The following is a 14,461-nucleotide window of genomic DNA, read 5'->3' as shown; positions in this document are numbered from 1 at the left end:
ATTGCACTTATTTTTATGGAATCCGGCTGGGTAATGCATCTTAATATTATAAGTATTTTATCTTTATCCAGTGAATTATAAGAACAGCCAGGAATTAACAGACGAAGAACTGCTGGAACGGTATAAAGCCGATGAGAACAGCAATTGGATAGGCATCCTGTTTGACAGGTATGCAATCCTGCTATTGGGTATGTGCATGAAATACCTTAAAAATGAGGAAGATGCGAGAGATAGTGTACAGCAGATCTTTTTAAAAGTACTGGCCGACATCAATAAGCACAAAGTACAGTACTTCCGCGCATGGATCTACCAGGTGGCAAAGAATCATTGCCTCATGCAACTTAGGCATAAAAGCCAGGTCATACAAGAGGAGGTTAGTGAAAAACACCTCAATGATCCTGGTGAAGCAGAAGAAGATAAAGCAAGGTTCGTAGAAAAAGATAACTTGCTGGAAAATATGCAGCATGCCCTGGAACAATTAAACCCGGAACAGCGTGCCTGCGTTAAACTTTTTTATTTGCAGAAACTATCATATCAGGATATAACAGCACAAACAGGGTATTCCCTGTTGCAGGTTAAAAGTTACATTCAGAATGGCAAACGTAACCTGAAACTATTATTAGGAAAGCAGGGCTAGCAGCATAGATATGCCGCGTAATAATTATTGAGGATACATTTTATGAACGAAGAATATCAGGATATTTTCACCACGACTACCTGTCCCACACAACAGCAACTGTTGGATTATGTACAGGGCAGGTTAACGGCGGACGAGCAACATGAAGTAGAACTTCATCTTGCTGATTGTGACATGTGCAGTGAGGCAGTGGAAGGATTGTCTGCCTTTAAAGAGAAAGAAAAAATTCCGGTATGGTTACGGCAGATGAAATGGCAGATGCTGCGTAAGCTGCGTACCAATAAGCGCCGGAAGAATCAAATCTCTTACTTTACAGAATTAGGTATTATTGTCATTGTAATCATGTTTATATTATTAGCCGCCTTCTGGACATATCATTTTGTATCGAACAAATAAGCTGAACCTCTCACTCTACAGAGATGTCTGGACGTTAATGATAATAGAAAATAAAAAGTCCCGGTCTATAGATGACCGGGACTTTTTTATATGTATTGGTATCAATACGATTAAAGGCTTTCCAGCTTCTTCTTAACTGCTTCTACTTTAGCAGTTTCGTTTTTGATAGCATAGATTTTCTGCAGCGCATACAGGCAGCTTTCAAAAGTCTGTTTGTCGCTAGGCTCCAGGGAACCAGCAGCAGTGAAGTTAGCATCTGCTTTCTCGAAGAAAGGCAGCGCCTGATCCATCAGACCTGTTACTTTAGCCTGCAGTTCTTTTGCTTTAGGAGAGCTTTGAGCTTTACTATCCAGTGAGTTCAGTTCTTTGTTGAAACCTACCGCACGGTTGAAGTACAGTGCACCTAACTGGAAGTTAGCAGTCGCATCATCAGCTTTCAGTTCGATAGCTTTCTTGTAAGCATTTTCAGCTTTGGTCATCAGCTCATCGTAGTTAGCTGGTTTAGTCGCTTCTTCTTTACCATCAGAACGCGGATTTGCCAGGTTATCTACACGAATACCGTAGTCCAGAACGGTCTGGAAATCATTAGGATTTTCAGACATTTTCTTTTCCAGCATACTAAGTAATTCGGAAGTTTTACCGGTTTTAGAGTAGTAGATCATCTCCATATCGTTGAAACGCTTGTCTTTAGGGAACATAGCTTTTGCCTCTTCGATAGTTTTGATCCAGTTTGCGTTATCGCCTTTTTCTTCGTAAGTCTGTGCCAGAATTACGTACAGTGCTGGTTCAGCTTTGAACTGAAGATCAGCAGCTTTTCTCAGGAAAGGCAATGCTTCATCTTTTTTACCAGCCTGGTTAGCAGCGTAACCAGTATAGAAAATCATAGAAGTATCTGTAGGGATGGAACCACCCAGATTTTTACCATTGTAGTATTCAGCAACACCAAAAGCGTCTCTGAAATGCACAAATGCTGAATCCCATTTCTGGTCGTTCAGGTTACCATAACCAGCATTACCTATAGTTGCGTACAGATTAAACATACGCTGGTTCATTTCAAGTAATGCATCAGGCAGTTTAGCATTTATATCCAATGCTTTTTTGTAAGCCTCAAATGCTTCCAGCGCCTGCTGTGCATCTTTTTTCTCGGTAGCAATTGCTTCCAAGATCTTACCCTTTACATACCAGGTTTTAGCGTCACCTTTTGTCTTTTCGTTTTCCAGTGCTGCCTGAATATCTGCTTTCGCTTTCTCATAGTCTTTCTTGGCCAGTGCATCATCAGCACTGTTTACCTTCGCACGTTGCGCTACTGCAACCATTCCAACTCCGCAAAAGATAAATGATACCAGTAATTTTTTCATGTTGCTCAATATTTTTTTGTTTTCTATAAGTATGGCCTTAGATTTTAATGCCTGTTTCAACCATAATAAATACAATCCACCGCAGGTTAACCATTAGTTCGCATTAATATTTTGCGGTTTCTTATAATTATTCTGCAGGCGTCACATCTTCAGTCGCATCTGCCGGAGCGGCTCCAGGTTCAGCCGAGCTACCATTCTGGTCTTGCTCACCACCTTCCATACCTTCCACATCAAGCTTTTCTTCCTCCTGTTCATCCAGGCGGGCTACAGCAGCTATCTCATCACTATCATCCAGTCTGATAAGGCGCACACCCTGGGTTGCCCTTCCCGCTTCTCGGATATCAGCTACCGCCATACGGATCGTGATACCGGACTTACAGGTAATCATCAGGTCATCTTTTTCAGTTACGTCCAGGATTGCGATCAGGCTACCTGTTTTTTCCGTGATATTGATAGTCTTTACACCCTTACCACCGCGGTTGGTAATTCTATATTCTTCAATATCAGTACGTTTACCGAATCCTTTCTCTGAAACTACCAGTACAGTGCGCGATTCATCCTCCTTATTTACACAAATCATACCAACAACCTCGTCCTTGTCGTTATCCACCTCAATACCCCTTACACCGATAGCGCCACGGCCTGTGTCACGTACGGTATTTTCAGGGAATCGGATAGCGCGTCCACTCTTGATTGCCATCATAATCTGGCTGTTACCATTGGTCAGTTTAGCTTCCAGCAACTGGTCGCCTTCGTTAATGGTGATAGCGTTCACACCATTCTGACGCGGACGGGAAAATTCTTCCAGCAAGGTCTTCTTAATAATACCGTTGGCTGTACAAAGCACGATATAATGAGAACTGATGAAGTCTTTATCCCCCAGGTCTTTGATATCAATAATCGCCCTGATCTTATCGTCTGTCGGCAGGTTGATCAGGTTCTGGATCGCACGGCCCTTACCACTCTTCTCGCCTTCCGGAATCTCGTACACCTTCAACCAGTAACAACGCCCTTTTTCAGTAAAGAACAGCATGGTATGGTGAGTAGACGCGACGAACAGGTGTTCAATATAGTCCTCCTCACGTGTTTTACCACCCAATGCACCACGACCGCCACGTTTCTGCTGACGATAATCATAAGCAGAAGTACGTTTGATATAACCCAGATGAGAGATGGTGATCACCACATCCTCTTCTGCGATAATATCTTCCATACGCATTTCACTGGCCAGGTATTGGATCTCTGTCTTACGCTCGTCTCCGAAACGTTTCTTTACATCCTCCAGTTCTTCTTTGATGATCTTGAAACGCAGGCCCTCATCAGATAATACTTCTTTCAGATAAGCGATCAGTTTCATTATCTCTTCAAATTCTTCTTTGATCTTATCGCGCTCCATACCGGTCAGACGTTGTAAACGCAGTTCCAGTATTGCCTTGGACTGAATGTCGCTTAGCCCGAAGCGGCTCATCAGGCCATCTTTTGCTTCATCCGGAGTACGGGAAGCACGAATCAGCGCGATCACTTCATCCAGATGATCCAGGGCTATCAGATAACCCTGTAAGATGTGCGCTTTTTCTTCCGCCTTACGCAGATCGAAACGCGTTCTGCGCACTACCACTTCATGACGGAAGTCAACAAATTCAGACAGCAGATCTTTCAGGTTCAATACGCGCGGACGGCCTTTCACGAGCGCAACGTTGTTGATACCGTAAGAAGTCTGTAATTCTGAATATTTATACAGCTGGTTGATCACCACATTGGCAATAGCTTCACGCTTCAGATCAATGACCAGTCGCATACCATCACGGTCACTTTCGTCACGCGCTTCTGATATGCCTTCAATAATTTTATCGTCTGCCAGCTGCGCGATCTTCTGGTGCAGCGCAGCCTTGTTGATCTGGTAAGGCAGTTCATAAATCACCAGTCGCTCACGACCGGCTTTTGTGGTCTCAACGTTGATCTTACCACGTACTACTACCCTACCGCGACCTGTTTCAAAACCCTGTTTCACACCTTCATACCCGTATATTATACCACCGGTCGGGAAGTCAGGCGCTTTTACATGCTTGATCAGGTCCTCAATTGTAATGTCACGGTTATCAATGTATGCAATCAGGCCATCTATCACCTCTGACAAGTTATGCGGCATGATGTTAGTCGCCATACCTACCGCAATACCTGAAGCTCCATTGATCAGGAGGTTAGGTATACGTGTAGGCAGTACTGTTGGCTCCTCCAATGTATCGTCAAAGTTCAGTGTGAAGTCTACTGTTTCTTTGTCGATATCTTCCAGCATCGCCTCTGCCATACGCTGAAGACGGATCTCCGTATAACGCATTGCCGCAGGCATGTCACCATCCACAGAACCGAAGTTACCCTGACCGTCTACCAGCATGTAGCGAAGGCTCCATGGCTGCGCCATACGCACAATAGTATCGTAGATGGAGGCATCACCATGTGGGTGAAATTTACCCATTACCTCCCCAACGATACGGGCTGACTTCTTGTAAGGCTTGTTACTGTTATTCCCTAACTCGTTCATACCAAACAACACGCGGCGGTGTACCGGTTTTAAACCGTCCCGGACATCCGGAAGAGCACGTCCTACGATCACTGACATAGAATAGTCTATGTAGGCCGTTTTCATCTGCTCTTCAATGTTGATCTGGATAATCCTGCCGTCTTGCTGATTTTCCGTATTTTCTGACATTATATTGTTGGTTTACAATTTATTCCGTTAAAAAATAAATAGACGCAAATATAGCCATTTTAAGCCGTATTCCGGCGTTTTTGACACAGAATGTGAATAAAAAAGGAATTGTCATATGTAGCAAATACAATATGCATTTACAACAATTTCAGGAGATCGCCCGTTTAATGCTTAACTTGTAAGAACTCCTTCAATAAAAATTCCATATAAGAAAAATGTGGAATATTGGGAATTTAAAATATTGGCAAAGATTTTGTTTTTAACCCGATGAAAATCAGAGGGTCACGGACAGTAAACTGAAATGTTACAGGTTAAAACGAATTTTCCTTAAATAATTCGAACATTCAACAAACAACCGATGTTAAATCCCTGTTCTGTAACCATATTAAAGATGAACGAATTAATATGAAGAATATACTCTTGTTTGGTGCAGGCAAGTCGGCTACTAGCCTGATCGACTACCTGGTATCAAATGCCCCACGGCAAAAATGGCATATCACCGTTGCCGATCACGACCTGGCGCTTATAAAATCCAAAACCGGTAAATCCTACTATGTTACCCCAGCCGCGATCGATATCCGGGACGAAGCCGCCAGACAAAAACTTATACAGGAAACAGACCTCGTTATCTCCCTGCTTCCTCCTTCGCTCCACATTCTGGTCGCAAAAGACTGCCTGCAATCACGTAAAAACCTGCTCACAGCCTCCTATATCGATCCGGAAGTAAAGAAACTGGAAAAAGAAATAGAAGACGCAGGCCTGCTCTTTATGTACGAAATGGGCCTCGATCCGGGCATCGATCATATGAGCGCCATGAAACTCATTCATTCCATCGAAAAGAAAGGCGGACAAATCTCTGCTTTCCGTTCCTACTGCGGCGGACTGGTATCTCCGGAGAGCAACGATAATCCCTGGCAATACAAAATTTCATGGAATGCACGCAATGTAGTACTGGCCGGTAACTCCGGTGCCTCCTACCGCGAAAAAGGCAAAGTAAAAGAGATCTCCTACCAACACCTCTTCGACCAGCCTAAAACAATTCATATTCCCAGTCTCGGTAAACTGGCTTACTACCCAAACCGCGACTCGTTAAACTACGTCAGCGCCTATAAACTGGAAGAAGTACCCACCTTTATGCGCGCAACCCTCCGCTATCCTGACTTCTGCGAAGGCTGGAGCACACTGGTAAAACTTGGTCTTACCGACGATTCAAAGAAAGTCCAGACTGATAATATGACCTACTATGACTGGGCCAGCCAACACATAGACCAGGATTCATCCATCAGTCATGAAGAAAATATCGCTAATTACCTCGGCATCAGTGCCAAATCAAAAATATTACGCCAGCTGAAGTTTCTCGGTCTCCTCAATGGCGAGACCATTCATCTCGGCGAACAAACAAACGCCTCCGTCCTTCAGCATGTTATCGAATCCAAACTGGGTATGGAAGCTACCGATAAGGATATGATCGTAATGACGCATGAAATTGAGTTTGAAAGAAGAGGCATGACTACCCGGCTCCATAGCTATATGATCGCGCAGGGCGATGACAACGTACGTACTGCTATGTCCAAAACCGTCGGACTACCGCTCGGTATCCTCGCTAAACTTATATTACAGGACAAAGTCACACTTAAAGGCTTACAGATACCTATCATGCCGGAGATCTACAATCCTGTGCTGAAAGAACTGGAAGAATTTAATATACGGTTTGAAGAAAGCTTTGAATAGTCTGCAGCAATACTTTGCAGTAAGTAATACAGTAATAAAACTAAATGCAGCGAAGAACGGCACATTGCCCACCTTCGCTGCATTTAGTTTTTATCGGCTACTGACACTATAAGCTTATACAATCTTTTCCAGTGCCTCGATCATATCAACAATTCCCTCCGTTGCAGGTTTCTCTATCTTCACCAGGTTATTCCGGTACTCCATATGCGGCAACTTCTTATCAATCACAAAAGCCGGCACGCCGTCCTGCAGAAAGTTTACCAGTCCGGCGGCAGGATATACCACCAATGAAGTTCCGATAACGGCAAAAACATCTGCCGACATTACAATAGCCGCAGCATCCTCAATCTTCGGTACCGCCTCACCAAACCATACGATATCCGGACGTAACTGCCCGCCATCCACCGCCATATCTCCCCAATTGATATCGCCTGTAATTTCATAGTTACGGCGTTCATCCAGAATACTGCGCATTTTAAATATCTCTCCATGCAGATGCAGCACCTTTTTCGATCCTGCACGCTCGTGCAGATCGTCTATATTCTGGGTGATGATTTCAACGTCAAATTTCTCCTGTAAAGCTGCTAATCCGATATGAGCAGCATTCGGCATTGCCGCCGTTACATCCCTGCGACGCATGTTATAGAAGTCCAGCACCAACTGCGGATTCTTTTGCCATCCTTGCGGACTGGCAACTTCGTATACGTCATATCCCTCCCATAAACCATCCGTGTCGCGGAAGGTACGTAAACCACTCTCTGCACTGATACCTGCGCCTGTTAAAACAACCAATCTGGGCTTCATTTATACAAGACATTTTTGATTTTTAAATATACGGGTTTTAACATTTACCGTAACTTTAGCGGATAATTAAATAACGGCAATTGAAGATTCTACAGACGATTATACTGTGCGGCATGCTGTTAGTTCAGCTGCAAACATACGCACAGACCGATACCACCAGCGCCCACCCTACTGATAGCGTTGCAGCTACAGCGGAAAGAACATTGACAGCAGCCGATACCACCATCCGTTACCGCATCAACGGGGCATACCTTGGCAGTATATGGAGCGATCTGAAATACACAGTCGCCCGTCCTGCACACTGGAAGGGAAAAGACTACGTGCGCCTCGGCATTGTACTTGGTACTGCCGGCGGTCTGATGGGACTGGATTACGAGATTAAACAGCTTTTCGCACGCAATCATACCAATTTCTGGACAAGCACCGCCAATCAGCTTGAACCATTCGGGAATGCCTATTCGCCATACCTTGTAGGTGGCATGTACCTGGCAGGTGTTATTGCCAAAGACAGGAAGCTGGAGCATATCTCTCTTATGACAGCCAAATCCCTGCTGATCTCTACATTGATCTATACGTTCACAAAATCCGTTGTCAGACGCGGACGCCCCAGCTACTATAATGACCCATTCGTATACAACGCACCTTTCTCCATGGATAAATTCCATACCTCCTTCCCGTCCGGACATATGCTGACGGTTACTTCCGTAGCAACTGCCCTGGCAGAAGCCTATGGGGAAGACCATCCATGGGTGCCATGGGTTACCTATTCTATCGCTATTGCAACAGGTACCACACGTCTATACCACGAAAGACACTGGGCCAGTGATGTATGGTTAGGCGCTTCACTGGGTTACTTCGTAACAAAGGGCATCTACAAACGACATAAAGCTTTGGAGAAGAAAAAAGCATTAAAAGCGCTTCAGATGTATTAAAGATCATGAACGAGGAATAAGTGCCCGCTTCCTTCTTCTATATCTTCTTATCATCAATACGCCCACGACTAATACCAGCAGCAGGGGCCACATGCCTGCCATGTCGATCACAAAGCTCAGGACTCCGTTCCAGCCATCCTTCATTGAAAATAACATGCGGGAGAAGAAGCCAGGACCTTGCGGCGATGTATTGGCAAACGTCTGAAAGAAGGTCAGATGGATAGTACTCATAGCAACATTGTGATCAATATATTGCAGACGGGCCTGTGCTGCCTCAACCTCTACGCGGATATTCTTCAGCTGCGCTTCTACGCTAAGAATATCTTCCACTGTTTTTGCCTGCTGAAGGATGTCGAGGTAGCGTTGTTCTACTTCTTTCTTTGCTTTCATTCGCGCAGCAACATCAATGTATTCTTCAGTAACATCTTTTGCAGTTATGCTTTTGGTAACCAATGTCTGTGCAGTACCGGACAAAGCGTTCAGGCAGGAGTCAAATCGCTGTGCAGGTACTTTGATTTCAATAGCTGTTTCCCAGGAAATATCAGAACGTTGTTCGTTCTCACTGATGATGTAGCCACCGAAGCGCGCTACGATCTGATTAAGTTCGTTTCTGGCATCGTTGTAATCCCGTACGGAATAACGGATTGTACCTTCTTTCAGAATTTTCTTAGGTACTTCTGCGGGGTTATCATTTGTAGCTACGAATGAACTGAGTTTAGCGGAACCGCTACCAGCAGCGGCATCGTCAACAGCAGCCATTTCTTCCATCTGTACCGCTGCAACATTTGTATTTTCAGGAAGACTGGCAGAGCGCCGTCCGCAGGCGGAAAGTAATAATATACCGGCCAATAAAACTAATACGGGGATAAGGTTGTTGCTCAAAACAAAACATCTTCTTGCCATAGGACCATATTTAATGATAAATAAAGCTATAACAAGAAGATGCCTGCAGGAATAAAATTCCACAAATTTATTTCATATCTCCCATTTCGAGGATTGTCTCAAATTCTTCTTCCGTAACGGCGCAGACTGAGAGGCGTCCCTGGCGGATAAGTGAAAGATTCTCCAGTCTTTTTTCGGCCTTCATTTGCGCCAATGTAACTGGTGTTTTGAAAGGCTTCACAGGCTGCAGGTCTACCACAACCCAGTTTGGATCTGGTGTGGTAGGATCCTGGTAGTGCTCTTTCGCTACTTTCGCGATACCTACTACTGCCAGACCTTCATTACTATGATAGAACAGAACCTTGTCGCCTTTCTTCATGCCTTTCAGGTTATTGCGTGCCTGATAGTTACGCACGCCATCCCAGAAGGTATTCCCATCTTTTACAAACTGGTCCCACGAATACTTAAACGGTTCTGATTTAACAAGCCAGTAGTTCATTATCTGATAATTTGAAATTCGTCCTGCCGACTACCAGCCACTAGCCAGTACGTCAGCGATATGCATAGTTTTAATATTCAGGTCATGCTTGCGGATGTAGCCGTCGAGATGCATCAGGCAGGAAAGATCTGTAGAAATGAGGTAATCAGCGCCGCTGGCTATGGCGTTATTGACCTTCTGCTCACCCATTCCGATGGAGATGGGTTCAAACTTAACAGCGAAGGTACCACCGAAACCGCAGCAGGTCTCGCAATCATTCATTTCTTTCAGTTCCAGCCCTTTTACTTTTGACAACAATTTTCGTGGGCCTTCTTTGATACCGCATTCGCGCAATGCGCCGCAGGCATCATGGTAGGTAGCTACGCCGTTGAGGGTAGCACCAAGATCACTCACGTGTAGTACGTCGGTAAGAAACTCTGTAAATTCATACAGGTTTTTACGCAACATCTTTACGTCGTTATGTGCAGCGGAATTGTCAAACAGTTTACCGTAGTAATTACGTACAAAACCGGTACAGGAACCGCTTGGTGCAACTATATAATCTATGGTATGGAAATCCTTTACGAATTTGTTGGCAACGGTGCGGGCTTCATCCCAGTAACCGGCATTAAAAGCCGGCTGTCCGCAGCAGGTCTGATTGGGATTATAATTAACGTTACATCCCAGTTTTTCCAGCACTTTCACCATATTGAACCCTGTTTCAGGAAACAGCTGATCGACGAAGCATGGAATAAAAAGCTGTACGTTCATTGAGTTAGTTCTTTAATTAAAGGCCGCAGTTGGAAGCTGCAGGCAACAGGAATAAGATATACCGGCTGAAACTGTATCTGCAATGAACATCACATATAACAAGTATGGGGCAGTCGCTGTAACTACAGTTGACGCATCATGGAGATCATTTTCAGGGCCGTGATCGCGGCTTCTTCCCCTTTATGCCCATGTATGCCGCCTAGTCTTTCCTGTGCCTGTTCCATATTATTTACGGTCAGGACACCAAAGATCACAGGTACGGGCAATTCAAGATTTAATTGCATCAGGCCTTCGGTCACACCCTTACAAACATAGTCAAAATGCGGGGTTTCGCCTTTGATCACGCATCCGAAAGCAATAATAGCGCCAGGTTGTCTGGACGTTCCTTTTGTCTGTTCCCAGTACTGTTTGCAGGCGAATGGCAATTCAAATGCACCGGGCACGATCACCTTAGATATTTTGGAAACATTGTATTGTGTCAGGGCGCGATCGCAACCTGCAACGAGTTCGTTGATCACCGTATCATTCCATTCGGTATACACCATAACAACACTGGCATCCTCAAGGTTGAGAATGCCAGCATCGTTCAATAAACTTTGATTATGTATTGACATGATCTGAATTAAAATCAGTTACTGCTCACTTCACCGAGGCGCGCCAGGTATTTATCCATTTCGCGGCCTTCAGCTGTCTGAGGATATTTATCGCGGATCTCTTTGTAGATCGTAATTGCTTCAGCAGGTTTGTTTGCTTTTTCCAGTGCCAGACCTGCGCGGAACAGGTAGGTTGGCGCTGTCAGTTCGTTATCGCTGTGATGACCTGCCTTTTTGTAAGATTCGATACCTTCTTCGGTTTTATTCAGCTCCATATAAGCGTCGCCTGTTAAACCGTAAGCCATAGCCTGTACTACCTGATCGCCTCCGTTGAAAGATGTCAGCAAATCTATACCTTTCTGGAAGTCGCCCAGTTTAACGTAGCTAACGCCAGCGTAATATTTTGCTAACTGACCAGTTTTGGTGCTGCCGTATTTATCAATTACCTGCAGAAATCCTTCGTAGTTACCGTCGCCATTCAGCGCGAGACGGAACGAATCTTTTTCAAAGTACTGCTGAGCATGGAAAACCATGTTCTGCGCCTTAGTTTCGTTAGGACCTTTGATGAACTTGCTGTAGGCAAAAGTACCGCCAACTACTACCACTACTACGAGCAGGGCTATGATGATGCTGTTTTTATTCTTGTTGAAGAAGTCTTCCGCCTTGTGGAGTGAATCTTCCAGTTGGAAGTCCTTAGACACAGGAGTATTTTCAGCTGCGGTCTTATTTGTTGTTTCGGTCATTGTTATTGTGGTCGTTAAATTGTTATTTCTTTATTACGGTACAGGTATGGCTGTTGTAAATTCCCGCAAATATAAAAAAGGTTAGCGAATCTACCCGTTTATCTTAAACGGCCGGGATCGCTAACCTTCATCATATTACTTAGTCAACAATGAACGGGTAATCCTGCTGTACATAAACGTCTTTCAACAGTTCGTCATCAGCTGGCCATGGAGACTCTTCTGCGAACTGAACGCAATGTTCAACTTCCTGTTTCACCTTTTCGTTGATAGCTTCAATTTCAGCTTCCGTAGCCCATTTGTTTTTCTGGATAGTAGCTAATACCTGGTTGATAGGATCTTTGTCCTTATACTCTTCTACTTCCTCTTTGGTACGGTATTTAGCAGGGTCACTCATAGAGTGGCCACGATAACGGTAAGTCTTGATTTCCAGCAAGGTTGGACCTTCACCGGCACGAGCGCGTTTTACTGCTCTCTCAATACCTTCGTGTACTGCTTCTGTGCTCATACCATCAATAGTTGCGCTTGGCATATCGTAGGCATTCGCCAGCTTATAGATATCGAGTACGTTAGAAGTACGTTCTACTGAAGTACCCATCGCGTACATGTTATTCTCACAAATGAAAATTACAGGCAGTTTCCACAGCATAGCCATATTAAATGTCTCATGCAACATACCCTGACGGGCTGCACCATCACCGAAGAAGCAAAGCGCCACATTATCAGTGCCTTTATACTGCTCAGCAAATGCAAGGCCTGCTCCAGTACCAATCTGGGCACCTACGATACCATGACCGCCGAAGAAACCTTTATCAGGAGCAAAGAAGTGCATACTACCACCTTTACCTTTGGAACAACCTGTAGCTTTACCATACAGCTCGGCCATACACTCATCAGGAGTCATACCTTTAGCGATCGCCAACGCGTGGTCGCGGTACGCTGTGATGAACTTATCGTCTGGTTTGGTTGCTGTCATCGCACCTGCAGCAATTGCTTCCTGTCCTATATACAGGTGGCAAAAACCACGAATCTTCTGCATCCCATACAATTGGCCGGCTTTTTCTTCAAAGCGGCGCAGCAAGAGCATCAATTCATACCAGTACAGATATGTCTCTTTGGTGAATTTCGTCTTTACGTCTGTTTTTGTAGCCACTGTTTCTTAATTTGTCCGCAAATATAACAGGAAAATCCTAAAAACTAAATACTTTGCAACTTTGCCGGAAACTACTGCCTCCAAACAGCTATTCAGGATGGGCTGATTTCCAGTCTTTCCCGGACCCAGCACGGATTACGGTAAATTTATTTTTAATTCATAACTGATAATCAGAAGTTTAATTTTGCTGTCGCTCAGAAAGATATCACTCGTCCAGTTTAAAAATTATACAGGAAAAAGTTTCACCTTCCATAAACGCATCGTTGGTATCACCGGCCGCAACGGCTCCGGCAAAACCAATCTGCTCGACGCTATTTATTATATATGCTTTACCAAAAGCTACTTCACCAGCAGCGAAGCCCAGAATACCCAGTATCAGACCAACGGGTTCCGCCTCGAAGGTATTATAGACAGGGAAGGGCATGAAGGCCATATCGTATGCACACTTAAAGATGGTAAAAAGGAAATTGCCCTCAATGACGAACAATATGACCGCTTCTCCCAGCATATCGGCCGCTATCCCGCTGTTATGATCGCCCCTGATGATGCTGAAATCATCCTGGGCGGCAGCGAAGAACGCCGTAAATGGCTGGACGCACTGCTTTGTCAGCTGCACCCGGGCTATCTTGAACACCTCATCACCTATCAGAAAATATTACAGCAAAAAAACACCCTGCTCAAATCCATGAACGGCCAGGGTGGTAACCAGGATACACTGCTCGACGTATTTGACGAACAACTGGTATACCATGGTACTCCGGTGTTTGAATGGAGACGTGCCTTTCTGCCCGGCTTTATCCAGCAGGTACAACAACTGTATGATTACCTTGCGGGAAAACATGAAACCGTAAGTATTCAATACCAGTCCGGCCTTCATGACCAGACCTTCACCGAAATGCTTGCCGCTAACCGTTATAAGGATATGATGTTGCAACGTACTACCGGTGGTATTCATAAAGATGACCTCCTGTTCCTGCTGGATGACCATGCCATGAAAACCAGCGCCTCACAAGGTCAACGCAAAAGCTTCCTTTTTGCACTCAAACTCGCACAGTTTGAAGTCATTAAGGCCCATAAGCAGTTCCCCCCACTCCTGCTGCTGGATGATGTATTTGAAAAACTTGATCAGGATAGGGTCGGCAGGTTAATTAACCTTGTCAGCAGCCCCGTCTACGGCCAGGTATTCATTACTGATACGCATGCCTCCAGGATCAGGGAAGCATTTAAAGAAAATGAAGATAACTTTCAATTAGTCGAGATGTAGTAACCTTGAAAT

General features: G+C 44.7%; 14 protein-coding genes. 5 read left to right on the top strand and 9 right to left on the bottom strand.

Translation table 11 applies throughout. The features are described 5' to 3' along the window. Positions 1 to 70: 70 nt before the first annotated feature. Together K1Y79_RS25190 and K1Y79_RS25185 are read left to right on the top strand one after the other, a co-directional pair. Entirely contained in the window at positions 71 to 637 is a 567-nt protein-coding gene (locus tag K1Y79_RS25190; RefSeq protein ID WP_220252984.1) for an RNA polymerase sigma factor, read from the top strand. 42 nt (positions 638 to 679) lie between these two features. Further along, entirely contained in the window at positions 680 to 1,033 is a 354-nt protein-coding gene (locus tag K1Y79_RS25185) for an anti-sigma factor family protein (RefSeq protein ID WP_220252983.1), read from the top strand. 110 nt (positions 1,034 to 1,143) lie between these two features. Here the strand turns inward: K1Y79_RS25185 and K1Y79_RS25180 are convergent, their stop codons facing one another. Together K1Y79_RS25180 and gyrA are read right to left on the bottom strand one after the other, a co-directional pair. Next, on the bottom strand, positions 1,144 to 2,391 hold the full coding sequence (locus K1Y79_RS25180; RefSeq protein WP_220252982.1) for a tetratricopeptide repeat protein: 1,248 nt from the start codon (positions 2,389 to 2,391) through the stop codon (positions 1,144 to 1,146). Positions 2,392 to 2,518: 127 nt separating this feature from the next. Beyond that, complete coding sequence (gyrA, locus tag K1Y79_RS25175) at positions 2,519 to 5,101, bottom strand: DNA gyrase subunit A (protein WP_220252981.1); 2,583 nt, start codon at positions 5,099 to 5,101, stop codon at positions 2,519 to 2,521. 405 nt (positions 5,102 to 5,506) lie between these two features. Between gyrA and K1Y79_RS25170 the strand changes: the two genes are divergently transcribed. Then, positions 5,507 to 6,832, top strand: a complete 1,326-nt coding sequence (locus K1Y79_RS25170; RefSeq protein WP_220252980.1) for a saccharopine dehydrogenase C-terminal domain-containing protein — start codon at positions 5,507 to 5,509, stop codon at positions 6,830 to 6,832. A 114-nt stretch (positions 6,833 to 6,946) separates the two neighbouring features. Here K1Y79_RS25170 and K1Y79_RS25165 read toward each other — a convergent pair whose 3' ends face one another. Next, positions 6,947 to 7,636 carry a Sir2 family NAD-dependent protein deacetylase gene (locus tag K1Y79_RS25165; RefSeq protein ID WP_220252979.1) on the bottom strand — a complete coding sequence of 230 codons (690 nt, stop codon included), beginning with the start codon at positions 7,634 to 7,636 and terminating at the stop codon, positions 6,947 to 6,949. Between the two features lie 113 nt (positions 7,637 to 7,749). Here K1Y79_RS25165 and K1Y79_RS25160 point away from each other — a divergent pair, with 113 nt between their 5' ends. Beyond that, positions 7,750 to 8,568, top strand: coding sequence for a phosphatase PAP2 family protein (locus K1Y79_RS25160; protein ID WP_236059837.1), 819 nt, complete (start codon positions 7,750 to 7,752; stop codon positions 8,566 to 8,568). 3 nt (positions 8,569 to 8,571) lie between these two features. Here the strand turns inward: K1Y79_RS25160 and K1Y79_RS25155 are convergent, their stop codons facing one another. The 6 genes from K1Y79_RS25155 to pdhA form a co-directional block, all read right to left on the bottom strand. Then, entirely contained in the window at positions 8,572 to 9,471 is a 900-nt protein-coding gene (locus tag K1Y79_RS25155) for a DUF4349 domain-containing protein (protein ID WP_220252977.1), read from the bottom strand. 67 nt (positions 9,472 to 9,538) lie between these two features. Then, positions 9,539 to 9,949: an EVE domain-containing protein gene (locus K1Y79_RS25150; RefSeq protein ID WP_220252976.1), complete on the bottom strand. Its 411-nt coding sequence runs from the start codon at positions 9,947 to 9,949 to the stop codon at positions 9,539 to 9,541. 30 nt (positions 9,950 to 9,979) lie between these two features. Further along, entirely contained in the window at positions 9,980 to 10,699 is a 720-nt protein-coding gene (locus K1Y79_RS25145; protein ID WP_220252975.1) for a (Fe-S)-binding protein, read from the bottom strand. A 122-nt stretch (positions 10,700 to 10,821) separates the two neighbouring features. Continuing rightward, positions 10,822 to 11,313 carry a 6,7-dimethyl-8-ribityllumazine synthase gene (ribH, locus tag K1Y79_RS25140; protein ID WP_220252974.1) on the bottom strand — a complete coding sequence of 164 codons (492 nt, stop codon included), beginning with the start codon at positions 11,311 to 11,313 and terminating at the stop codon, positions 10,822 to 10,824. A gap of 14 nt (positions 11,314 to 11,327) precedes the next feature. After that, on the bottom strand, positions 11,328 to 12,035 hold the full coding sequence (locus K1Y79_RS25135; RefSeq protein WP_220252973.1) for a tetratricopeptide repeat protein: 708 nt from the start codon (positions 12,033 to 12,035) through the stop codon (positions 11,328 to 11,330). A gap of 139 nt (positions 12,036 to 12,174) precedes the next feature. After that, a complete protein-coding gene (pdhA, locus tag K1Y79_RS25130; RefSeq protein ID WP_220252972.1) occupies positions 12,175 to 13,185 on the bottom strand; it encodes a pyruvate dehydrogenase (acetyl-transferring) E1 component subunit alpha in 1,011 nt (336 codons plus the stop codon). Between the two features lie 184 nt (positions 13,186 to 13,369). Here pdhA and recF point away from each other — a divergent pair, with 184 nt between their 5' ends. Further along, positions 13,370 to 14,449 (top strand): DNA replication/repair protein RecF, encoded by a 1,080-nt coding sequence (recF, locus tag K1Y79_RS25125; protein WP_220252971.1) that lies wholly within the window; start codon positions 13,370 to 13,372, stop codon positions 14,447 to 14,449. Positions 14,450 to 14,461: the final 12 nt, after the last annotated feature.

Source organism: Chitinophaga rhizophila (assembly GCF_019492185.1).
In the GTDB taxonomy this organism is placed as follows: domain Bacteria; phylum Bacteroidota; class Bacteroidia; order Chitinophagales; family Chitinophagaceae; genus Chitinophaga; species Chitinophaga rhizophila.
The sequence above is the reverse complement of the archived record's forward strand: the minus strand, read 5'-3'. Positions and strand labels throughout refer to the sequence as shown.

Bases quoted from the DNA above. Each gene is read 5' to 3' on its own strand.
- K1Y79_RS25165 (WP_220252979.1), bottom strand. From the start codon at position 7,636: ATGAAGCCCAGATTGGTTGTTTTAACAGGCGCAGGTATCAGTGCAGAG.
- K1Y79_RS25145 (WP_220252975.1), bottom strand. From the start codon at position 10,699: ATGAACGTACAGCTTTTTATTCCATGCTTCGTCGATCAGCTGTTTCCT.
- K1Y79_RS25160 (WP_236059837.1), top strand. From the start codon at position 7,750: ATGCTGTTAGTTCAGCTGCAAACATACGCACAGACCGATACCACCAGC.
- K1Y79_RS25135 (WP_220252973.1), bottom strand. From the start codon at position 12,035: ATGACCGAAACAACAAATAAGACCGCAGCTGAAAATACTCCTGTGTCT.
- gyrA (WP_220252981.1), bottom strand. From the start codon at position 5,101: ATGTCAGAAAATACGGAAAATCAGCAAGACGGCAGGATTATCCAGATC.
- K1Y79_RS25155 (WP_220252977.1), bottom strand. From the start codon at position 9,471: ATGGCAAGAAGATGTTTTGTTTTGAGCAACAACCTTATCCCCGTATTA.
- ribH (WP_220252974.1), bottom strand. From the start codon at position 11,313: ATGTCAATACATAATCAAAGTTTATTGAACGATGCTGGCATTCTCAAC.
- K1Y79_RS25150 (WP_220252976.1), bottom strand. From the start codon at position 9,949: ATGAACTACTGGCTTGTTAAATCAGAACCGTTTAAGTATTCGTGGGAC.
- K1Y79_RS25185 (WP_220252983.1), top strand. From the start codon at position 680: ATGAACGAAGAATATCAGGATATTTTCACCACGACTACCTGTCCCACA.
- K1Y79_RS25180 (WP_220252982.1), bottom strand. From the start codon at position 2,391: ATGAAAAAATTACTGGTATCATTTATCTTTTGCGGAGTTGGAATGGTT.
- K1Y79_RS25170 (WP_220252980.1), top strand. From the start codon at position 5,507: ATGAAGAATATACTCTTGTTTGGTGCAGGCAAGTCGGCTACTAGCCTG.